21 protein-coding genes are annotated in these 20,276 nt (G+C 66.3%); 7 read left to right on the forward strand and 14 right to left on the reverse strand.

The genetic code is table 11. The features are described from left to right. Positions 1 to 3 precede the first annotated feature (3 nt). Complete coding sequence (locus tag AB0G10_RS33350) at positions 4 to 1,341, reverse strand: helix-turn-helix transcriptional regulator (protein WP_360930845.1); 1,338 nt, start codon at positions 1,339 to 1,341, stop codon at positions 4 to 6. Between the two features lie 513 nt (positions 1,342 to 1,854). Between AB0G10_RS33350 and AB0G10_RS33355 the strand changes: the two genes are divergently transcribed. The 4 genes from AB0G10_RS33355 (at position 1,855) to AB0G10_RS33370 (ending at position 5,703) form a co-directional block, all read left to right on the forward strand. Beyond that, positions 1,855 to 3,321, forward strand: coding sequence for an APC family permease (locus tag AB0G10_RS33355; RefSeq protein WP_360930848.1), 1,467 nt, complete (start codon positions 1,855 to 1,857; stop codon positions 3,319 to 3,321). 5 nt (positions 3,322 to 3,326) lie between these two features. After that, on the forward strand, positions 3,327 to 4,139 hold the full coding sequence (locus AB0G10_RS33360) for a hypothetical protein (RefSeq protein WP_360930851.1): 813 nt from the start codon (positions 3,327 to 3,329) through the stop codon (positions 4,137 to 4,139). Then, positions 4,136 to 5,260 carry a pyridoxal-dependent decarboxylase gene (locus AB0G10_RS33365; protein ID WP_360930853.1) on the forward strand — a complete coding sequence of 375 codons (1,125 nt, stop codon included), beginning with the start codon at positions 4,136 to 4,138 and terminating at the stop codon, positions 5,258 to 5,260. The genes AB0G10_RS33360 and AB0G10_RS33365 overlap by 4 nt, the downstream gene beginning before the upstream one ends. A gap of 221 nt (positions 5,261 to 5,481) precedes the next feature. Continuing rightward, complete coding sequence (locus AB0G10_RS33370; RefSeq protein ID WP_360930856.1) at positions 5,482 to 5,703, forward strand: hypothetical protein; 222 nt, start codon at positions 5,482 to 5,484, stop codon at positions 5,701 to 5,703. Here the strand turns inward: AB0G10_RS33370 and AB0G10_RS33375 are convergent. From AB0G10_RS33375 to AB0G10_RS33425, 11 genes are all read right to left on the reverse strand, one after another. Further along, positions 5,654 to 5,953, reverse strand: a complete 300-nt coding sequence (locus AB0G10_RS33375) for a hypothetical protein (protein WP_360930859.1) — start codon at positions 5,951 to 5,953, stop codon at positions 5,654 to 5,656. The genes AB0G10_RS33370 and AB0G10_RS33375 overlap by 50 nt on opposite strands. A gap of 203 nt (positions 5,954 to 6,156) precedes the next feature. Further along, a complete protein-coding gene (locus AB0G10_RS33380; protein ID WP_360930862.1) occupies positions 6,157 to 7,461 on the reverse strand; it encodes a hypothetical protein in 1,305 nt (434 codons plus the stop codon). Continuing rightward, on the reverse strand, positions 7,458 to 8,159 hold the full coding sequence (locus AB0G10_RS33385) for a GGDEF domain-containing protein (protein WP_360930864.1): 702 nt from the start codon (positions 8,157 to 8,159) through the stop codon (positions 7,458 to 7,460). The genes AB0G10_RS33380 and AB0G10_RS33385 overlap by 4 nt, the downstream gene beginning before the upstream one ends. 132 nt (positions 8,160 to 8,291) lie before the next feature. Beyond that, positions 8,292 to 9,215 (reverse strand): DNA-processing protein DprA, encoded by a 924-nt coding sequence (locus AB0G10_RS33390; RefSeq protein ID WP_360930867.1) that lies wholly within the window; start codon positions 9,213 to 9,215, stop codon positions 8,292 to 8,294. Continuing rightward, positions 9,212 to 10,222, reverse strand: coding sequence for an ArdC-like ssDNA-binding domain-containing protein (locus tag AB0G10_RS33395; RefSeq protein WP_360930870.1), 1,011 nt, complete (start codon positions 10,220 to 10,222; stop codon positions 9,212 to 9,214). Before AB0G10_RS33395 ends, AB0G10_RS33390 begins: the two co-directional genes overlap by 4 nt. A gap of 111 nt (positions 10,223 to 10,333) precedes the next feature. Continuing rightward, on the reverse strand, positions 10,334 to 10,930 hold the full coding sequence (locus AB0G10_RS33400; protein ID WP_360930873.1) for a hypothetical protein: 597 nt from the start codon (positions 10,928 to 10,930) through the stop codon (positions 10,334 to 10,336). Continuing rightward, positions 10,923 to 11,381: a hypothetical protein gene (locus AB0G10_RS33405; protein WP_360930876.1), complete on the reverse strand. Its 459-nt coding sequence runs from the start codon at positions 11,379 to 11,381 to the stop codon at positions 10,923 to 10,925. The genes AB0G10_RS33400 and AB0G10_RS33405 overlap by 8 nt, the downstream gene beginning before the upstream one ends. Before the next feature lie 106 nt (positions 11,382 to 11,487). After that, the gene (locus tag AB0G10_RS33410) at positions 11,488 to 11,763 is read right to left on the reverse strand and encodes a hypothetical protein (RefSeq protein WP_360930879.1); all 276 of its coding nucleotides are present in this window, start codon (positions 11,761 to 11,763) and stop codon (positions 11,488 to 11,490) included. Continuing rightward, positions 11,760 to 12,131: a hypothetical protein gene (locus tag AB0G10_RS33415; RefSeq protein ID WP_360930882.1), complete on the reverse strand. Its 372-nt coding sequence runs from the start codon at positions 12,129 to 12,131 to the stop codon at positions 11,760 to 11,762. Before AB0G10_RS33415 ends, AB0G10_RS33410 begins: the two co-directional genes overlap by 4 nt. 373 nt (positions 12,132 to 12,504) lie before the next feature. Then, positions 12,505 to 13,353 carry a DNA methyltransferase gene (locus tag AB0G10_RS33420; protein WP_360930885.1) on the reverse strand — a complete coding sequence of 283 codons (849 nt, stop codon included), beginning with the start codon at positions 13,351 to 13,353 and terminating at the stop codon, positions 12,505 to 12,507. Then, on the reverse strand, positions 13,343 to 13,918 hold the full coding sequence (locus AB0G10_RS33425; protein WP_360930888.1) for a hypothetical protein: 576 nt from the start codon (positions 13,916 to 13,918) through the stop codon (positions 13,343 to 13,345). Before AB0G10_RS33425 ends, AB0G10_RS33420 begins: the two co-directional genes overlap by 11 nt. A 178-nt stretch (positions 13,919 to 14,096) precedes the next feature. Between AB0G10_RS33425 and AB0G10_RS33430 the strand changes: the two genes are divergently transcribed. Together AB0G10_RS33430 and AB0G10_RS33435 are read left to right on the forward strand one after the other, a co-directional pair. Continuing rightward, on the forward strand, positions 14,097 to 17,054 hold the full coding sequence (locus tag AB0G10_RS33430) for a tetratricopeptide repeat protein (protein ID WP_360930891.1): 2,958 nt from the start codon (positions 14,097 to 14,099) through the stop codon (positions 17,052 to 17,054). A gap of 245 nt (positions 17,055 to 17,299) precedes the next feature. Next, positions 17,300 to 18,097 (forward strand): hypothetical protein, encoded by a 798-nt coding sequence (locus AB0G10_RS33435; protein ID WP_360930894.1) that lies wholly within the window; start codon positions 17,300 to 17,302, stop codon positions 18,095 to 18,097. Between the two features lie 76 nt (positions 18,098 to 18,173). On the opposite strand, the gene AB0G10_RS33440 is transcribed toward AB0G10_RS33435, so the two are convergent. Together AB0G10_RS33440 and AB0G10_RS33445 are read right to left on the reverse strand one after the other, a co-directional pair. Then, complete coding sequence (locus AB0G10_RS33440; RefSeq protein ID WP_360930896.1) at positions 18,174 to 18,467, reverse strand: hypothetical protein; 294 nt, start codon at positions 18,465 to 18,467, stop codon at positions 18,174 to 18,176. A gap of 1,007 nt (positions 18,468 to 19,474) precedes the next feature. Continuing rightward, positions 19,475 to 19,651, reverse strand: coding sequence for a hypothetical protein (locus tag AB0G10_RS33445; RefSeq protein WP_360930899.1), 177 nt, complete (start codon positions 19,649 to 19,651; stop codon positions 19,475 to 19,477). Positions 19,652 to 19,979: 328 nt separating this feature from the next. On the opposite strand from AB0G10_RS33445, the gene AB0G10_RS33450 reads away from it, so the two are divergent. Next, positions 19,980 to 20,273, forward strand: a complete 294-nt coding sequence (locus tag AB0G10_RS33450) for a pilin (RefSeq protein WP_360930902.1) — start codon at positions 19,980 to 19,982, stop codon at positions 20,271 to 20,273. Positions 20,274 to 20,276 lie beyond the last annotated feature (3 nt).

Here is a 20,276-nt window from a genome sequence, read left to right on the forward strand (position 1 = left end):
TGGTCAGCCGATCTGGCGAGGGGCGGCAAGGAACTCCCGATACTCCCGCACCTCGGGCAGGCTGCCGGCCGAGGCCGGGATGGCGTTGAGGACCTGGTGGGACAGCCCGACGATCGGGCGGATGTGATCGGCGGCGGGCAGGCTCTCCAAGATCGCGCGGGCATCACGGGCGGCTTCGGCTGCGGCGCCGACCTCAGCGACGCAAAGCGCCCTCTGGAGCCTGATCGTGGCGGGACCCCGTGTGAGGCCAGCTGGATAGAGCGCGATGGCGGCATCTTGAGCCTTCTCGGCCTCGGGGTAGTTGCCGTTGAACGAGTGAACATAGGAGCGGGTGAAGCCAAGGCTGAAGTCGTGCCACTCGAGAGCAGATGCGCCCTGGGCGCCCGCGGCCTTGGGCAGATTGGCGCAGGCTTCCTCCAACTCGATCAGGCTGCTGTCGGCTTCTTGGGCTCTGCCGGCCAGCGCCAGCGCCTCGGCCTTGCCACCGAGAAGGGTCGGCGTAGCCACTCGAGTGAGGTCGCCGAGTTCCTGCTCATAGCGGCCCGCCATGGTGACGACGGAATCGACAGGTCGTTGTTCATACAGCGCCCGCACGACCTCGCTGCCCCGTACCCAGTTGCGGGCCACCGGATCAGTTGACTCGTCGGCGAGAGTGCGCGCAGTACGCCACCACCGGCGGGCTTCCCGGAGCCGACCCAGGTTCGACACGGTGAACGCGGTCAGTGCGGCGAGCATCGCGCTCGCACGTTGCAGGTCCCGGACACCGGCGGCGTCGCGGACTCGTGTGGCGGCGTACTGAATGGCGACCATGTCGATCATCAGGACTTCTAGCAGGTCGTGAGGGGGCATGGTCATGTAGTTCTGGCCGTGTTCCGAGACGATCTCCTGCCACTCGTCGACCGAGACCTCATCGCGGTGCGTCATGGCGGCGCCGATGCCGTGGCGGGTCGCTTCGAGGGTCAGCGCGGGCAGGATCAGTCCCGCGTGTAGGAAGGTTCGTCGCTCCACAGCGTCATCTCCTGACGATTCGATCTCCGCCGTGAGCAGAATTCTGGCGAGATCGGTGTAGCGGTTCGGGCCGGTTAGCAAGGCACAGGTGGCGATCGACAGCGCCGTGGTCCGGGCACGGCGGACGGCTGTGGCCAAGGTTATGCCCGATTCCAAGACTAAATCCAGTTGCTCAGCGTCACGAGGGTCGACGTTGCGGCCGTCGCCGTGCTCCATGACGCCAATTTTGGTCTTGGAGATACGGGCGAGCTCGGCCAGCTGCCGCACCGACATGCCGCGTGCGGTTCGCAACCGGCGCAGTGCCTCGCCGAAGTTCTCTTCTTTGTAGATCATTGTCAGCCCCCGGAACGGTTCGGCGTGACTGTCCCGCTGTCCCGGACGTGGAAACGGACAGCTATGGCGTTTCAGGGATCACCGTATCCGAAATAATCGGATCACAAAACGGTGGGCGGCGAATTCTGCGGCGGCGCGACGGTCTTTACATTTGACTACACGCGCCGCGGATTCGCCATGCCTTTGATGGGCCCGAGGCTTGGCAGGCCACCCCTTCCTGCCACTGCAGAAAGCCTATAACCGCAGGTGAGTTCCGCTGCTGGGCAGTCACGCACGATCTGCGAAGCCCACGTCGCGAACTCGCCCTTGTCCCGCAGCAGCTATTGCATTGGCCTCCACCGGAGATCGGCGGAGGCAGTCTTTCTCGAATCGAGTTTCACTACAAACCCCTCAGGAGGAGTCCGCCATGCGCGGATCGCTTTTCGACGCCCAGCCCGGCCATTACGTGCTCGACTACGAGGCCGCATCCCTGGTCGGATGGTCGACGTCCACCTCGATCGCGGAGGTTATCGCATGACGAGCGGACCGAGGGTGTTGGCGCGGTTCACGCTGGGGCCGGCCGCACTGGCGTGCACCGCGGTGGTCGCGAGCTCGCCGCAGACGGTGCTCAACGGTGGTATTCCGGCGACCTATGCAGCGACCGGCGCGGCGGGGGTTCCGTTGTCGTTTGCGCTGCTGATGGCCGTGATCGGGTTTCTCGCGGTCGGCTATGTGGCGGTGGGACGGCATGTGCGGCACGGTGCGCCGTTCTACGCCCAGCTGGCGCGTGGCGGTAATCCGGTGCTGGGGCTGGTGGGTGCGGCGGTGGCATTCGTCGGGTACAACGCGTTGCAGATCAGCCTGTATCCGCTGCTGGGGACCACGATCGCCGCCCTGACCGGCGGCGGCCCGTGGTGGTTGTGGGCGTTAATCGGCTGGCTGATCGTGTTGCTGCTCGGCCAATACCCGGGTGCGGTCGGCGCGAAGGTTCTCGGCGTGCTCCTGGCGCTGGAGATCACGGTAGTCGTGCTGTTCATCGCCGCGGGCTTCACCCATCGCACGCACGGTGTCGAAGCGGGCATGGTGTTCGCGCCGTCGAGCCTGCTCGTGTTCGGTGCGGCGGCAACGCTGCTGGTTTACGCGGCAGCCGCGTTCGCCGGCCTGGAGACGCTGCTCGCCTACGCCGAGGAAGCGATCTCCCACCGCGCCCTGGTGATCGGCACGGTCGTGGCGATCAGCGGGTGCGGGGTCCTGTACTGCCTGGCGTCGTGGGCGTACGGGGCCTGGGTCGGTTTCGACAAGCTGCGGGTCGCGGCAGCCGATGGGGCACGGCAGCCGCTCGCGCTGCTCGGCGACGTCTATGGCGTCGGGATCGCTGACCTCGCCACGCTGTTGCTGGTCACCAGCGTTTTGGCGGCGATGTGCTCGTTTCACGCGACGGTGGCCCGGTACGTGTTCGCCCTCGCCCGGGAGCAGGTGCTGCCGGCGGGGTGGGCGAAGGTCAGCCCTGGCGCCAGGGGTGGTGCGCCGCTGGGCGGCACCGTGGTGCAGTCGACGACCGCGGCGATCGTTCTCGGTCTGTTCATCGCCGCGGGCGCTGATCCGATCCGGACGATCTTCTCGTGGTTGTCGACGATCGGCGCGGTCTGTGTCCTGTTGCTGCTGACCTGCTCGTCGTGGGCGGCGCTGAACTTTTTCGATAAAGGCCATGGGGGCAGCGAAGGCTTCTGGGTGCGGCAGGCGTTTCCGTTCCTCGGCGGGATTCTGGGTGTGTTCGTGCTGCTGTTCATGACTTCCAGCCTGGGCACCCTGCTGGGCACGCCGTCCGGGTCGCCGTTGCCGTGGCTGGTCGCCGTGCCGATCGCCGCCGCGATCGGCGTCGGTGTCATCGCGGGGCTGTGGCTACGAGCCGCGAGGCCACAGGTCTATGCGCTGATCGGGCGGGGTGTGCCGGATGGGCGCACCGTCAAGGACCCGGCGCTCGAGGACGTCGAGGTATGACAACGATGGCCGAGAACCAGCGCGCCTGGCCGATGCCGCGATCACCGTTTCAGCATCCCCGAGCCCGCCGCCCTCTATCAGGATCAGACCATTCGGGTACGGGGGCCAGTACCCGCGACGACCACGAGTTTGCCGCTCATGTGGCCCGGAGGCGCCAGGAACTGCAGTGGCGGGTCGTCGAGCGCCTGCACGAGATGAACCTGCGCCACGGTGATGTCGCTTGGGAACGGCGTTATCGGCGGCCGCTTTCGCCGTACGGAATCGCCTTTGTCTTTGGTCTGAAAGGTGTGGTCTCCGCGGCGACCAAATTGTGGCTGGCCGGGCCCGAACCCGACGATCCGGCCGATCTGCTCGGCGCGCTGGTGGAAGTGGCTCGCAGCCGGGACCAGCGCAAGCCGTGGGATGTCCGGGAGCAGATCGCGAACCGGGCGGTCGGCGTGGCTGACGACGCGACCTACCTGGGGCTGGGCATGTCGTTATTGGACACGGGCACCGGGACGTGGACGCAGGTGTGTGCGACCGCGAGCAGCGCGCTGCAGATTCCCGGGACCATGCTGTTCGTCGCTGGGGCACCCGACGGGCCGGACGGGCAGCGGGCCTTCGTCGCGGACCGGCGCGGCGCGGCCGGGCACAACAAGGTCAGCATCTGGTCGCACCGGGCGCTGAGCACGCCCGCACTGCTGTCCCGCTGGCCTTACGCGCAGGTCAGCCTCGACACGCTGTACCGCGAGCACGGTGTCGGACAGCTACTCGGCTGGATGACCGCTCTCGACCATGAGGTGCGGGCCGCTGAGGCCGGACGGCGGGGGTTCTCATGACCGGCCCGGATCGGTGCTTCAACCTGGCGTTCCCCGGCGCCACCGACCTTACGTTCCCGCAGCTCGCCGACGTGATGACCGGCACGCTGCTCAACAACGTCGGTGACCCGTGGCAGGGCGGCTACGGCTCGAATCACACCAAGAGCGTCGAGATCGCCGTCCTGCGGTGGCTCGGTGAGCTGTTCGGGGCCGGCGACGACGTCTGGGGGTACGTGACCGGCGGCGCCAGCGAGGGCACCCTGCATGCTGTCGACGAAGCGTTCACCGCTCACCGTGACCTGGTCGTCTACGCGTCGGCGGCCGCACACTACTCGGTCGCCAAGGCCGCTCGCCTGGTCCGGGCTCCGCTGGTTCAGGTAGGTGTCGACCCGGACGGGCGGATGCTGCTCGACGAGCTCCGGCAGCACCTCGCGGCGCATCGCCCGCGGGCAGTCTTGGTGGTCGCGACCGTCGGCACCACTGAACGCGAAGCCGTCGACGACGTCGCCGGGATCGCTGCGCTCTGCGACGACCTGGGGATCACCCGGCGCCGCATCCATGTCGACGCCGCTCTGGCCGGGATACCGCTGGCTCTGCTGCCCGCTGCCGACCGGCCGGCGTTCGACTTCCGGGCCGGCGCGACCAGCCTCGTCGTGTCCGGGCACAAGTTCCTGTCGACGCTGACCCCGTGCGCGGTTCTCCTCTATCCGCGCCGGCCTGACGGGCAGGACCGGCAGCCGATCTCGTACACCGGGACGGCGGACACGACGATCACCGGCTCCCGATCGGGGCATACCCCGCTGCTGCTGTCTGCGGCGCTGTTCCAGCACGGCCTCGACGGACACCGTCGCCGCGCCGAGCAGTCCCGCCGCCTGGCCGAATACACCCTGGAAGGGCTGCACCGCATCGGCTGGCCCGCGCAGCGACTCCCGCAGGCGTTCACCGTCACCCTCAACCAACCGTTGCCGCTGCCCCGGCCGTGGGTTCTCGGCGGCGACCGCACCGGCCGCATCATCTGCATGCCCGGCGTCGAGCGGGCCTGGATCGACGAGCTCCTCGCCGACCTCACCACGCAGCTGTGCGGCCGGGTTCATATCCCTGTTTCCCGCGGCTCTTTCCCGCGCGGCGACTCGAGGCGGTGAGCCATGGCGGAGGCGGCGCACCAACCGGACCCGACGACCTACGACTGCCTGCGCTGCGGAAAGGCCTGGCCGTGTAGGCCGGCACGACGACGTCTGCTGGCGCACATACCCGACAGGCTGCAGCTCGGCATGCGCATGTGGGCCGAGCTGGAACAGGCCTCCTACGTGCTCAAAGATGCGTCGCCCGAGGAGCTGTTCGAACGATTCCTGAAGTGGTGGCGGTGACGATGAACGACCCGATCGACGAGATCGCCGAGAAGGTCGCCGACCTGTTTGCGGCGCGTGGCTACGCCTTCGTCGAGGAAGACCACCTGGAGGCACTGGCGGCTGTCTTGTCCGCCTTCCTCCTCACGGCAGGAATCGCGGTGCACGAGACCCGACCCGGTGCGGAACTCACCGGCCCGGCAGCAGCCCCAGGTCACGCCCTGCCTCCGTCTGGATGACCAGAGCCGCCAACGCGACCGCGTCACGCAGCGCAGCGCAGGTATCGCACCCGAACCTCTCACAGCCGGACTTGTGGACCTCGGCGGTAGCGAGCACCGCCCCCGCCAGCGTCTGCGCCTCGAGGACATGCCGGTACTTGTCAGGAGTCCCGGAGATATCGACGCGGCTCCCGTCGAGCACCCAGTCCGGCACGTCGTAGACGTCTGCCAGACGCCGGCTGCGGGACAGGTGAACGGTGAAGGGGTTCATGGCTGGGATACTAGGCCTGAGGCAAGGGGCGGGACGTGCCATCCACCCCACATATAAAGGCCTTGTCGGACGTCAAAGAATGCCCTTTGAACAGCTTCAACCGCCCGGCATCAGCGGACTCCAGGCAATCAGAAATCACCTGAACGAGCAAGCCAGGATGTATGCGGTGGTGGGCAGGCAAAGCCGCCCACCACCGTCTTGCGTCACTCCATGGCGCTGTCCGGGTCGCGGGAATCTGCTCGACTGCCGTGGACCCTCACTGTCGTGCTCAGTTTGATGGGCAGGCTCGGGTCGCCTTTGAGGAACGGGTCGATGTCGATCTTCTTGCGTTGGCTTCGCCCCGGCCCACACGCTTGCTGACGTTCGTGACCGGATACCCAGAAGCGGTAGTCGGGTCTGGCCCGCTCACCGGAGCCACGCGCCTTCACGGGTCCCGGTGACGGCGCTGCGGTGGGAGGTCTGTTTCGTATGACGCGGACGTCGGGTGCGGCGCGTTTGCGGTGTTCGTACGCCTTAGTGATGCCCTTGGGCAGCTTCGCCGGCACTGCCTCGGCCAACTCCTGTTTGATCAGGAGCAAGGTCGTGATGAAGGGGCCTAGTGGATGGCTGCCATCGATGATGGTGCGTCGACTGACGTGTTCGGTGTGGATGGGCAGAAGCCATCCGATCTCGTGACGGAACTGGGTCGACAAATCCGGGCCCTGTTCGCGACCGCCACCGATGCTGCCGTAGCCGATCAGTCGCCAGCCGTCGGCTTCGGGCATCCATGAGACGGCGGCCAGCCGTCGCTTCTCACCGACGAATCGAGGCCAGACAAGGAGGCCGATTCGGGTAGGTAGAAGGTCGTCCCTGAGACGTGCCGGGGGTTGATCCCCGGTCGCCGCGTTGACCGCTTCGGCGGTTTCAGGAGTGACCCAGTGCATGGCGTTGCGCTCGAGTTCTTTGGCCCACGCCTGCCTCTTACCGCTCTCGTTGATCGGCTCGGGCAGAGCCACTGGACCGCGGAGCAGCCCTGCCAGCCGGTCGCGAACCTTTGGAAGCATCGCGGCGGTGATGCGCGCGGGTGCCCACCGCGTGGTGGTGAGCAGTGTTCGCCCCTCACGGCCGAGCACGATGCCTTGATGCACCGCGCTCACAATCTTGTGGGCGTCGCTGTGGGACGGCCACCGCAGGAAGGTGGCGCAGTAGGCCGTCAGCGCTCCGGCGTCGCCTGCCTCGATGAACTGAGCGCATTGATAGCAGACGTGCCATTGGTCGTTGTAGGTCTTCATGGCGCCGCTGCTGAAGTCCGCGATCGCTATCAGGCCGGTTCGGTATTCCCAGATCGGGAGGGCGTTGGTGCAGGTGTGGCAGCGGTTGAAGACCTGCGACACGGGGTCTGCATCGACCGGTACGACCTCATGGTCGTCTTCGGTTATCGGATGGCGGAACCTCTCGCCGGTTCCGTCGCGGTCCACGGTCAGCGCCAGGTGGCACGTCGCGCAGGCCATGATGGTTGCGAGGTTCATGCGGCACCGCCCTGATCGCGACGGTGGCGGTCGCGTAGACGGGGGCCTCGGCGCGCTTCGCCTCCGGGCATGGTCATGTCGGGGCTGAAGATCGAGTATTGGTTTCTGCCGGTGCGCTTGGCGTGATACATGGCGATGTCGGCTTGGCGCAGAGCGGTGTCCTCGAGCGGGTCGGCGCCCGTCACGACGGCGACACCGATGCTCGACGTGATCGTGAGGGCGGTCGTGCCCTCGTTGCTGTCAATGTCGACTGGCGTCGCCGCCATCTCGCCGGCTAGATCTGCGGTCCTGTGAAGGTCGAGATCGCTGAGAGGGATGGCAATGGCGAACTCGTCGCCGGCGAGCCGGGCGGCTATTCCTCCACAGGATTCGGCGAGTTCGCGGAACCGGGCCGCGACGGTCTTGAGAAGATGGTCGCCGGCATCGTGGCCGTAGGTGTCGTTGACGTCCTTGAAGTAGTCGAGGTCGATCAGCATGACGGCGATGCGCTGCTCGCCGTCCGTGCCGGTGATCCTGGGATACGTCGCAAGCAGGCCCGTCCGGTTGTAGAGGCCGGTGAGAGGATCGAGGCTCAGCTTCCAGAGTGCGACGGTGAGCATGGTGCGTAGTCGTCCGATGGTGGGGCGGATCGCGAGGTAGGTTGCGCCGGCTCCGATAGCGGCGGCCAGGGTGGCGATCACGAGGTTCGTGATGAACACTGGGTTCCTCCACTCCTTGAAGAACCCGGGGCGCGACGTTTCGCTGGCGAGGCGCCCCGGATTCGGTGGATACGACGACGGCCCGCTCTCCGGCGGGCCGTTGTTTCGTTGGTGGCTGGCAGTGGCCCGTGGTTAGCGGACGTGCGCCAGTTCGGTGAGAACGTCTTCGACGTTGTGGATCAGGCGGGCCTGCGGGTTCCTGCGCAGGGCCTGATGTGCACCGGCGGATTGGGCAGAGGTGACAGGTCCGGGCATGACCATCGCGTGCCGACCTCGCCGAACCGCTTCCTCCAGCGAGGCGAGAGAAGTGCTGCGCAGCGCGGCCTCGATCAGGACCGTTCCGCTGGAAATGCCGGCGAGCAGCCGCCCTGCCTCTGCGGCACGTCGTGACGTCGGCTCGGTGCCGGGCGGGTAGGCGGTGACGAGAAGCCCATTGCGGCTGACCTGGGTAAGCACGCTGGTGAGCTTCGGCGGATGTAGGCGGTCGATTCCACCGGCCAGGACGACCACCATCGAGCCGCGAGCGGCGAGGGCGCCGCGCAGGGCGGCATGCGCGATGCCGAAGCCACTGGTCGTTGCCACGATCCATCCGGAACTCGCGAGGGAATGGCCGAACTCCGAGGCCATGGCGGTGCCGTAGGGAGTCGCTGCCCGGCTCCCGCAGAGGGCGACGGTTCGGGCCGTGATCGAACCTTGGGTGCCACGAACCCAGAGGCACAGCGCGGAGCTGGATGCTGCCGCGTATTCAACGCGGGATAGATCATCGAGCCGCGCCGGCCAGCCCTCATCTTCAGGAATCAGGATCCTGGCACCCGCATCCTCCGCTGCGTCGAGAACCTCGGCGGCATAGGCGCGTACCCGCTGGACCGGAATGGCACCGAGGTAGTAATCGCGCGACTCCGCAGGCAGATCAGGAGACAGCAGCATGTCCACCGCGTCGACCGGTCCGAGTGTCACAGCCAGCTCATGCACCTTCTCGGCGCGGCTCGGAAGGCACACAGCGATGTAGGTGAGAACCGCCCTGGCGATCCTGATCTGCTCCAGACCGGTCGTCACCGGAACCCTCCCGTCTCGGTCGGGGCATCGCCATTGGGGTCATCAATGGGCGTCAGGTCGGCGAGGATGCTTTTCGCGACGCGCAGCACGGTGGCCGCGCACTGCTGGACCAGCTCCATGTCACTGTCGGCCCAACCCAGGACGTAGGCGTCGCTGTAGGCCGCGGTGTCCAGACCGAGCGTCGCGCACACGATGTGCGCGACGCTCTCCGCCTCGGTCTCCGCGCGGCCGCGGTGAGCGTCCATGCTCGTTCCGGTCTCGTCGAGATGGCCGCAGCGGATGTGCGCCAGCTCGTGCAGCATGGTCTTGACCCGCTGCGCGGGGCTCACGTCATCGCGGACGCGCACCAGCATCAGGTCACCGGCCACGGTGATCCCGTTGGCGACACCGAGGTACCGGCTGCCCGGCGGCGCCAGGTCGAAGCCGTACCCCTCTGCTTTGATCAGTGACACCAGGTCGTCGAACGCCCCGGTCACATCGTCGCCGGCCAGCAGTTCCGGCATCCCGGCAGCACTCGTCCGCATTCGGCGCCGCTGTTGAATGGTGGGGATCTCGAACGGTTCACCGTCGGTCTGGGACACGTCGAACGTGGCAGCCAGCCTGAAACTGACGACCTGCCGGGCGAGCCGGCCAGACGGATCCCGACGGACCGAATTCCCCTGCGACTCCCAATCGCGGGCCTGTTCCTCGGTCGGCCGGCGTTTGACCGGCGCCCACACCTTGAACGCCTTCTCGCCCTGACGAACCTTGCGGCCGTGGCTGAGCCAGCCGCTGGTCCCGGCTTTGTTGCCATAGGACAGGAAGTACCGCGGTTCCATACCGCGCTGCTCGGCCTGCATCATCAGCAAGAGCTGGTTGCTGAGGCTGTAGCGGGCGCCGAACACGGCGACCTGCTCGATGAACTCGACCCAGCGAGCCGGGTCCGACGCCAGCGCGGCAAGCCGAGCGTCGAAATCATCTTTGACTCTCTGCAGGAAGGCATCTCGTTCCTGCTGTCTGGAGACCATCGGTGGTCCCTCCTTTTCTCCGCCATGAAGCGGCGGACAGGTTGGGACCACGCGGTCCCAACCTGCCCGTCGACACACGGGCGGGAGACCGCGCGAACGCGGAGTCGTGCTTCAGTCGATGTCGGTCACGGCGATCGAGCCGTCGATGCTGAGGGCGGCGCCGACGCGGGCCGGGAAGCGCCCCGTACTGAGGTAGCTACTCTCACCAGCCGGCCTGTACGGATCGCTTGTACGCGCCTGCCTTCCGACGACCTGAGTGGGATCGGGAGGGCTGCCTGCCGATTGCAATTCGTAGTGCTCGAACAGCAGCCGGGCATAGTCGACTGCGGACACGAACGGCACGTAGCGACCGTCGCGGATGGTGCCGCCGAGCCGGTCGCAGCAGGGCACCGAGACTGGATAAAAGCCGGTGACCCAGGCCAGAACAACGTGACCGCAGGACAGGTCGAGACTGAAGAGGCAATCCCGGCGCAGTTCGAATCCCGGCGGGGCCATCCCGTCGTTCGGCACCGGCGTGCAGCGGCCGCAGAGAGGGCCGGATTCAACCTGGTATCCGGTGTCGCAGCTTTCGCACATGATCCGCAGGCACTCGCGGCACTCGCCCGAGGCGATCGTTTGCAGGCTGGTGCCGCAGAATCCGCACGGCCCGGTCAAGCAGGCGTCGTCGTGCTGTCCGGGTTTGTGGCGCAGGCACGGATGCTTACGCATCCCGGCACCACGCGTGCCGAAGGAACGCCGTGGCGGTGAGTGGCTCGCCGATCATGCGTGGCGGCCCGCCGATACGACGCCAGCCGGTCGCCTCACAGGCCAGCCGGACCGTACGGCCGTTGCGGCTCACCGCGACGACATCACCGACCGACAGCGAGCGCCGCCTCAGCATCCGGTAGACGCCGGCGATCAGGAAGTCTTCTTCGCCACCGGGTTCCCCGCGACGAAGGGACAGGAGTTCAAGGTCGGCGTTGAACACCGTGAAGGCCCAGCTGGCAACCTCTTCCTCGGTGATGGCGGCCGGCAGATACCGCCAGTGGGAGATGACCTCCTGCAGGACGTGGTCATCGGTGTAGGAATCGAATCTGCCGTTCAGGTTGTGGTAGACCTCGATCAGATGCCGGGTCACAGCATGACCACTGCTGTAGACGCCAGGAATGGCCTTGTTCATGGAGTGCTCCTCCGTGCTTCGATGGCATCCCGGGCACGGCAATCGGCCGCGCCTGGAGGTTCGGATGGCCGGGCGCGGCCGGGTGGGTGTCTCTGATTCAGGCCTGTCAGCGAAGCGGGAGGGCCCGCATGTCGTCCTCAAGCCGGTCGATCAGATCGTCAGGGATGAGCGCGTACGGCTCGACAGCGCGCACGACCACCGCGGGATCGAGAACCTGCTCGACCAGGCCGAGCTCCACCAAGTCCGGCGGGTTGTCGGGCTCGGCCTCGGCATCCCAGTCAAAGTCGGCGACAGTGGCGAACAGTGTGCGCCCCGGGTCCCAGCCCACGCGGATGGTGTAGCGCTCGAAGCCGGGCCTCGGGGTGAGGCCATAAAGGCTCACCGAACGCCGCCGTCGAGGACGCCATAGGCGTCCCTCAGGTTTCCGGTGAGCATCCCTCCGCAGGCGCCGGCACAGCGCAGGTGGAAGGCGAGAGCCCGCAGGGTCCTGGCGGGCATATCAGCAGTGCCCTTGAACGCGCGCTTGTCAGAGTTGTGAACCATGCGTTCCATGGCCTGCGCCAGGTTGGCCTGGATGAGGGCGAGGCCGCAGACCAGCCGTGACAGGTCGGCCAGGTCATGGCTGGCGGCGGCGTGCTCCATGTACTCGCCGAGGCGCTCAGCGCAGATCCGCATCACCTCGATCGCCGCGAGCGAGTTGGCCGGCTCGAAGGAAGCCAGCATCTCGTCTACGACGTAGATGGTCTTCAACGCTTGCTCACTGGGCTGAGGCGCGGACTCGAGTAGCTGGTGCCAGTCGACGTCCGGCAAGTAGGCAGCGGGTTTGAGCACGATGTCCTCCCAAGGACAGGGATGAGGAGGCGGCCACCCATTGGTGACCGCTGATCTACCGCGGCCATTCGCGCAGGCGAGCGGCGGCAGCGGCAGGAGTGCCGGGAGGATCCGGAGCGCGACCGGCGGCCGACCGGGGTCGGTGGGCGCGATGCGGTCGCGAGACGGCGGATCAGCGGCACAAGGAGATAAGGAGAAACTCCAGGCTAGGCGGCATACCGGGCACGCGGCTGCGGCTGTCAGATCCGGCGTTCTGTCCGAACCTGACAGCCGCGTGATCACCGTCAGCGGCTCAGCAGCGTCGGAGAACCAGCACATCCTCATGCGCCACGAGATGCACCGGGATACCGTCGGCGCGGGAACGGCGGACCGCGATCAGCCCGAACATGTTGGCGCGATGCACGATCTGCCCGTCCCGGACCGCAGCGAGCATCGCCGCGCACCGCTGCACCGGCAGCAGTCCCACCGACTGAGCGATGGACAGCAGCTCGCCGGGCAGGTCGATCAGATCGTCTCGGTGCCGGCGAACCGGCCGGCAGGTGATCACGACTGTTCCACCCGGTCGGAGCAGCTGGTAGCTGGCGGACAGGATCGTGGCGAAGCCTTCCAGTAGACGGGTCCAACCGCCGTAGGCGAGGTTGCCGTGCTCGCGGTCGCCGTACAGATGATTGTGCTTCTGCACCTTGGTGCCAGCGATCTTGACGATGCCGTGGGTGCCACGCCCGTATGGGGGTGAGGTGAGCACAAGCCCGACCTTGCCGACCGCGGAAGCGGGGACCAGGTCGAGTAGTTGGGTGGCGTCGCCTGTGATCACCTTCGCGGTGCCGAAAGCCGCCTGCGTCAACGCGAGGTCGACGTTGGCGGCAGCGATCGCGGTGAACTGAGGCTCGATATCGATGCCGATCGCGTGGCGTCCGAGGTGCATGGCCTCGACCAGCGTGGTGCCGGCGCCGCACATCGGGTCGAACACGAGGTCGCCGGGTGCGGTGTACGCGTTGATCGCGTGAGCGGCGAGGTGCGGCAGCATCTTGCCGGGGTGGGTGGAGGTCTTCGCGACGTAGCGGCCGCGACGCTGTTCGCGAGCGGGCTGCTGACAAGTCAGCCAGACCGATGTGACCGGCATGGTCTCGTCAGGCGTCATCGTTCTCTCCTGCCTCGCGCGAGTTGCGGGTCAAGATGAGTACGTCGGTGTGGATGTCCAGTTCGGCCCGCTGACCCATACGCGGCAGGCGGTGGGCCGCCACGATGTGCTGGAGGTAGCCCAGGCCTGCGGTCTTGGCGGCGATGACGACTTCCACCGGAGCGACGGCGTCGTGCGGCAACAGAACCGCCACGCAGCCGCCGGGCAAGAGGCCGGCCCGGCAGCGCTCGAAGAACTCAACCGGCGTGGCGGTCTCGTCGGCCGGCCAGCCGGTGACGATCAGGGTCGCCGGCTCGGCGCCCCAGCCGGTCTTCCGGAGGTCTTGAAGATGGCTGCGGCGCTGGGCCGCGATGATGGCGCGGGCCAGGTGCGGACCGGCGGCCAGATCGATGACCAGGTCCGTCGGGTGGGTCAGGTTGTGGACCAGACGCACGCCCATCGCGGTGGACATGGTCGCGTCGGGCGGCGGGGCGGGAACGGGCCAGACGGTGATCGGCACGGGCGGGTCGCCGGACACGGTTTCCCCGACGGGGATCGGTGCCGGGCGGCGGGTGTTGTCGGTCATGGGCGCGGTGGCCCCCGGACCGGCGGGCGTACTGACGATCCCTAGTGCCGTTCTGTCAGGCCGATCGAACCCACCCCGGACCTGACAGGACCTGTCACCGTCGCGATCTGCCGGTAGGCGGAACTCAATCGGCTGATCGCCGGTGTGACGATGTGATCGTTGTCAGTACGTTGGGTTGGTGGTGCGAGCGTCCTGGCATGGTGTGTGGCGGCATGTGGTGTCGGCGCTGGCGTTTGCTGTGGTCTGCGCGGCAGGGGCGTGGACGGCATTGGCGGAGAACAAACCGGCATGGGCGGTGGTCGCCGCTGCGGTGGCAGCGCCCGTCGGTGCCTTCGCTCCGTCGGTGCTCGAGCGGTTGCGAGCCGGGCGCGCGCTCGCTTCAGAACGTCGTGGCGCGGTGGCTCTCGGAGCGCGGCAGGATCTGCCAGCGTCGGTGGCATTGCTTCTGCAAGCAGATCAGCAGGTGGTGCCGTTCTTCGGTCGAGGCTGGGTGCTGCAGACCTTGGAGTCCTGGGCGGCCGAGAAGGACGCCATGGCGGTTCGGCTGGTGGTCGGGGCCGGCGGTGTCGGCAAGACCCGGTTGGCACGTGAGTTCGGCACCCGGCTGAGCGGCTGGGACTGTGTCTGGGTCCGGCCCGGCGGCGAGGCAACCATGGCGGAAGCGATCGCCGCGGACTCCATCACGCAGCGACGGTTGCTAGTGGTGGACTACGCCGAGACACGCGACCGGGCGGGGCTGGCGGCGCTGATGTGTGCGGCGCAGCGGGTTTGCTCGGCCGATAGCCGGACGCGGGTTCTTCTGCTCGCTCGGCACGCCGGTCTGTGGTGGGAGACCATGTCCGCCGCCTATCCGGATCAGGAACATGTAGTCGATGTGCTGACCGTTGCTGATCATGTGATCGCGTTGCCGGTCGAGTTCGAAGGACGGGACCCGCAGCAGATCGTGTCGGAGGCGGTCACCGCGTTCGCCCGGAAGCTGAAGTATCGAGTGCCCGAACTGGTACCGAAGGCCGGCCGGGATCCGGCGACGCCGATCCTGCGGTTGCATGCCGAGGCCCTGGTGGCGGTGTTGGGCGCGCCGCGTAATGATCGCTTTGACGTGCTCGATGAAGTCCTACGGCACGAAGCCCGGTACTGGAGGCACGCTGCCCGCCGGGCAAAGCTGCTCGTCGGCGATGACCCTGAAGCCGATGTGGTGTTGCGGCAGGTCACTGGGATCTCCTCGCTGCTGGGTGCGCATAAAGATTCTGAGGTGGCGGCTCTGGTGGTTCGGGTCCCATCGCTGACCGGTGCCGATGCCGAGCTGATACGGCGATATGTCGCCTGGCTGCGAAGCTTGTACCCGACTGCAACCGGAGTGCTGGGCACAGTGCAGCCGGACCTGCTGGGTGAGACGCTAGCCGTGGAGGCGTTGCGCGGATATAGAGCAGGCCAGCGGTCGGTGGTGTTCTCTGACTTGACGGTGGCTCAGGCGGCCCAAGCGCTGACGGTGCTCGCTCGCGCCTGCGAGCATCAGCTTGACGCGCAGGCATTCATCGAAGAAGCGCTCACGGTCGAAGTGCCAACGATGACCGAGGCCGTGCTGGAGGTCGCGATGCAATTCCCGGGCCGTTTCAGCGCACGGATGGCCAGCTTGCTCGCCAGTGCTGACCTCGACCCAGGGTGGACACAGCGGATCGCCTCACAGATCGCTTATCCATCGCTTGAACTCGGCAGAGTGGCGTTGGCCTTAACTACTCGAATCGTCGCCGACATGCACGGCTCGCCGGACTCACCTGCGTGTGGAACCTGGATGAACATTCACGCGATCCGGTTAGCGGAGGCGGGTCGGCGAGACGAGGCACTGATTGCCAGCCAGAAAGCCGTCGACCTACGCCGGGACCTGACTGCTGGTAACCGCGACGTCTATCTACCCGAACTAGCCGCTTCGGTGAACAACCACGCGATCCGGTTAGCGGAGACAGGTCGGCGAGACAAAGCGCTGGATACCAGTCAGGAAGCCGTCGCCATTTACCGGGAGCTGGCTGCCGATAACCGCGAAACCTATCTGCCTGATCTAGCTGCGTCGGTGAACAACCACGCGATCCGGTTAGCGGAGGCGGGTCAGCGAGACGAAGCACTGACTGCCAGCCAGGAAGCCGTCGACCTACGCCGGGACCTGGCTGCCGGCAACCGCGATGCCTATCTGCCCGACCTCGCGACATCAGTGAATAACCACGCGATCCAATTGGCGGAGGCGGGTCGGCAAGATGAAGCACTAACTGCCAGCCAGGAAGCCGTCGACCTACGCCGGGACCTGGTCGCTGGTAACCGCGACGTCTATCTACCAGGCCTCGCGACATCGGCAAATAACCACGCGAACCGGTTGGCGAAGGCGGGTCGGCGAGACGAAGCACTGGCTGCCAGTCAGGAGGCCGTCGACCTCTACCGGGAGCTGGCTGACGGTAACCGCGACGCCTATCTACCAGGCCTCGCGACGTCGGTTAACAACCACGCTCTCCGACTGGCCGAAACAGGTCGCCGAGACGAAGCACTGGCTACCAGTCAGGAGGCCGTCGACCTCTACCGGGACCTGGCTGCTGGCAACCGCGACGCCTATCTACCCGACCTAGCGACATTAGTAAGCAACCACGCGATCCATTTGGCGGAGGCGGGTCGACGAGACGAAGCGCTGGCCACTAGCCAAGAAGCCGTTGACTTACACCGGGACCTGGCCGCTGGCAACCGCGACGCCTATCTACCAGGCCTCGCCAAATCAATGAGCAACCTGCCGATCGATCTGGCACAGGCAGGCCGGCGAGACGAAGCACTGACTGCCGCTCAGGAAGCCGTCGACCTTCACCGCATGCTGGCCGCCGGTAACCAGGACGCCTATCTACCCGACCTCGCTAAGTCGTTGTGGAACATCGGAGTCGTGGCGGCCTACACGGAGAATCCGTCCGAACGAGCTCTCGCGGCGATCACCGAGGCGATTGAGCTGTTTCTCACCCTAGCGGCCGCCGAACCAGATGCCTTCACTGTAGAAATCCAGGCCGCATCCAGGACGCGCGCCCTGCTCCTGGAGATGCTCGGAAGCTCGCAAGACCGGATAATCCATGAAGATCCGAAAAATGCGAAAAACTCCGACGGGCTATAGCAAACAATTACAGACGACAGAGACGACTGTTGACCTATTCATCCCTTGTTAATTCGGAATCACCGTCTGGGTGTCAATGTAATCGAATGAGGCGCGGATCGTTTCGGCGCGCTGATCGAAGCAAACCACCGTCGCGTGGAGCAAAGGAGGTTCCTACGGGCTAAAGCTGACCGGCCCTGTCATGGTCTGACAAGTGCTTCTGGTGTCAGCTCGCACTGCCTCAATCGGTGTCTGTAGCGCGCTGCGTGGTCGAAGCGCAGCGCCAGACTCCGAACGAGGACGACACGATGACATCTCGCACCCGCATCAACGAGACAGCTCTGACCACCGCCGAGAAGGCGTTCGCCTCGCTGACCTGCGAGCCCGCTCCGCTGGTCTTCGACGCGCGGCGGGTTCCCGGTCTGCCGAACAGCACGTTGCCGCTCGACGAGCTACGCACGCTGCTGGTTTACGAACGCCATGACAGCGACACGACCGACTGCCTCTGGCAGCAGCTCGCCCTGCACGCTCGCGAGTGGGGGCCGGCCTGGGTGGTCGGCGCGATCGGCCTGGCTCTTCCGGCGTTGACTCACCTGGCGGCCAGGATCAGCCGCGACCATCCACGGCACGCTGACGACGTCGATTCCGAGGTCTTGGCCGGCTTCCTCGAGGCCCTACGCACAACGGATCTGAAGCCGCCCCGGCTCTGGTTGCGGATGTGCTGGACGGCGTGGCGGGCTGGCACTGCCGTCGTCAACGCCGAGGACGGCGAGGAACTGCCTCTAGACTTCTCGACCGGTTCGCGTTCCCCGCGCATGCCGTACGGGCATCCGGACCTGCTGTTGGGCCGGGCGGCCGCGGCCGGCCTGATCACAGCCGAGGCCGCCGAGCTGATCAGCATGACCCGGTTCGGCGACGCGATGATCGAGCAGCTCGCCGTCGAGCGCGGCGTGACGCCAGCGTCGTTGCGGATGCGGCGGCGCCGCGCGGAGCGGACCGTTGCTGCTGCGGTGACCAGCGGAGACCTGTCGGGTCCGGCCCGTTCGGGCGGGAGAGCTGCCTGACGAACGTGTTGACGAGGCCGCACCGGACTGAGCCCGGAGCGGCCTCGTTGCGTGTCCAGGGCGGCCGACGGGCGCCTCACAGCTGGCGGGCGGCACGAGTGACAGCAGCGAGGTCGGGCCAGCGTCGGCGGGCGCCTTGCCGGGTCATGCCGATGGCGGTACCGATGTCGGCGTAGTCGGCACCGACCTGTGCGGCGCTCACGGCCGCGTCGTCGCGGTGTGCGCCGACCTCGGTGTGCAGTAAGTGGGCTGCGGCCAGTACCGCAAGCCTCACCTCGCGGTCGGTCAGTTCCTGTTCGTCGGCGCTGCAAAGCTGCTGGGCCATCTGCAGGACTATCTGAGCGATCCGGTCATTGAGCTGCCGCAACACGGAGTCAGGAAGTCTCGGCGAAGTCACGTCAGGGCCCGGTCGACGTGAGCGGGATCGGGTTGCCGGTGGCCGTAGTCAGCTAGGAGCGCGCAGGCGTTTTCGGTGTTCAAGACGGCCCGTCCCATCAGCTCGACAACGACGTTCGTCGATGATGACGGGCGCAAGGAGAATCGACAATAGGAATTTTCGCTCCCAAAGTCTGTTCGGCGGCAGCACTCGTTGTCGCTGCATGATCCGGCACGACATCATCCGTTGCCGGTCCAAGATTGCTCCGGACAACACCTGCTGTCGGAGACAGATGAGCGAGGCGTCACGTCGGGCAGGGTCTTGTAGCTCGCCAGCCAGCGTCTTCGGGCGCTCCTTGCGAAAATTCTCGACGAGCCGTGCGGCGCACGCAGGATCGAACTCGCCCGACCACCCTGCGGCGCTCAACCGGTTGCGAGCGTCGTGGTGTTGGGGCTGCCCTCGGTCGCACCGCGCTTGTCGGCTGACTCAGTCGCGGGCGGACTATCAGGTTCCTCGACGAGGGATGTCCTGCTGAGACAAGATGGGCAGGCCTGCTACCCGAAAGGGTGATGCTGTCCGAAATAATGTACGCCGTAAGCATGATTTACGAAGTAGAGAATCCTGAAATATCCGGTTCATTAGACTGATGCCCTTGTCGCGCTGCGCACGTCAAGTAATGTGTGATCTGAGTTGTGTCTAAGAACTCGCTCGCAATTACTTGCTTCGCCCTCGTCGCGGCTATCGTCGCCATCCTCGCAGCGTGGCTGGCCTGGTCGGACGGAGCTTCACGCACGGTCAGTGCTGGATTCGCCGGTGGTGGATTCACGGCGACATTAACGCTCGAATTGCTCATTTGGGCGGCTATCAGATACGACAGCGGTAGTCAACCTACGCCTTGACCAGGGTTTCGAGGTGCCCTTCCGTCGGGCTTCATAAGCCCGACGAGAGGGCGTTAATCGCCCGGCGACCGGAGTAGCCCTCAGTCACGGTCTACCAAGGCCCTAAAGATGATCTTTCCGACCTTGTTCCTGTCCCGAGTCGGAGAGGGCAGAGCGCCCAACAAGCCCGTCAGTGGACGTCTTACCTCGCCCGTCATTGAACAGCGCGGCGAGGTCGAGCGGCACGAGCTCCTGTCCCATTTCGTCGGAGACGACGATGGGATCCGTCTGTCGTTCCATAGGCGGACTGTACTGCGAGCAACGCGCCGACGGCCTTCTGCACGCGCCGGAGCCCAGCGCCGCCACGAGGCTAGATTCTGTCAGGTGGTGACAGATCGTCGGTGAGTTCGATCGGCCTGACAGCGCGGTTCTGAGGTGTGCATGTCATCCACGACATGTCCGCCCGGTGGGGATCACCTCGCGTGGCGGAGAACCTGTTCCGGCATGGCTGGCGCGGCGTACTGACACCGCATTTCCTTCGCGTCTCGTGAGGGAGGAGCGCCCCCACCGGACTCGGTTCTCGCCCTGATCCTCACCGTGGCGGCCCCACCGTTTGTGGAGCGCCGCAGTGCACACGACTCTCTCGGTTCTTTCCGAGGTCGCCGCCATGCCGCACGTGCTGGCGGCGCCTAAGACCATCCCTCAAGTCATCGACGGCCTCACCGGCTGGATCATGGGCATCCTCGCGCTTGTCGCGTCACTGTTCCTGGTCATCGCAGGCCTGCGTTACACGGCAGCCGGCGGCGATCCGGCTCAGGTGGAGCAGGCGAAGGGCAACTTCAAGTCCGCTCTGATCGGCTACGCGCTGGCGGTCCTGTCGCCGACGATCCTCGACGTGCTGCAAAGCATCATCGGTGGCTGATCG

This window comes from Actinoplanes sp. NPDC023714 (assembly GCF_040639855.1).
In the GTDB taxonomy this organism is placed as follows: domain Bacteria; phylum Actinomycetota; class Actinomycetes; order Mycobacteriales; family Micromonosporaceae; genus Actinoplanes.

Excerpts from the sequence above, each read along its gene's own strand:
- AB0G10_RS33350 (WP_360930845.1), bottom strand. The coding sequence starts at position 1,341 with ATGATCTACAAAGAAGAGAACTTCGGCGAGGCACTGCGCCGGTTGCGA.
- AB0G10_RS33355 (WP_360930848.1), top strand. The coding sequence starts at position 1,855 with ATGACGAGCGGACCGAGGGTGTTGGCGCGGTTCACGCTGGGGCCGGCC.
- AB0G10_RS33360 (WP_360930851.1), top strand. The coding sequence starts at position 3,327 with ATGGCCGAGAACCAGCGCGCCTGGCCGATGCCGCGATCACCGTTTCAG.
- AB0G10_RS33365 (WP_360930853.1), top strand. The coding sequence starts at position 4,136 with ATGACCGGCCCGGATCGGTGCTTCAACCTGGCGTTCCCCGGCGCCACC.
- AB0G10_RS33375 (WP_360930859.1), bottom strand. The coding sequence starts at position 5,953 with ATGAACCCCTTCACCGTTCACCTGTCCCGCAGCCGGCGTCTGGCAGAC.
- AB0G10_RS33380 (WP_360930862.1), bottom strand. The coding sequence starts at position 7,461 with ATGAACCTCGCAACCATCATGGCCTGCGCGACGTGCCACCTGGCGCTG.
- AB0G10_RS33395 (WP_360930870.1), bottom strand. The coding sequence starts at position 10,222 with ATGGTCTCCAGACAGCAGGAACGAGATGCCTTCCTGCAGAGAGTCAAA.
- AB0G10_RS33400 (WP_360930873.1), bottom strand. The coding sequence starts at position 10,930 with ATGCGTAAGCATCCGTGCCTGCGCCACAAACCCGGACAGCACGACGAC.
- AB0G10_RS33405 (WP_360930876.1), bottom strand. The coding sequence starts at position 11,381 with ATGAACAAGGCCATTCCTGGCGTCTACAGCAGTGGTCATGCTGTGACC.
- AB0G10_RS33420 (WP_360930885.1), bottom strand. The coding sequence starts at position 13,353 with ATGACGCCTGACGAGACCATGCCGGTCACATCGGTCTGGCTGACTTGT.
- AB0G10_RS33425 (WP_360930888.1), bottom strand. The coding sequence starts at position 13,918 with ATGACCGACAACACCCGCCGCCCGGCACCGATCCCCGTCGGGGAAACC.
- AB0G10_RS33445 (WP_360930899.1), bottom strand. The coding sequence starts at position 19,651 with ATGGAACGACAGACGGATCCCATCGTCGTCTCCGACGAAATGGGACAG.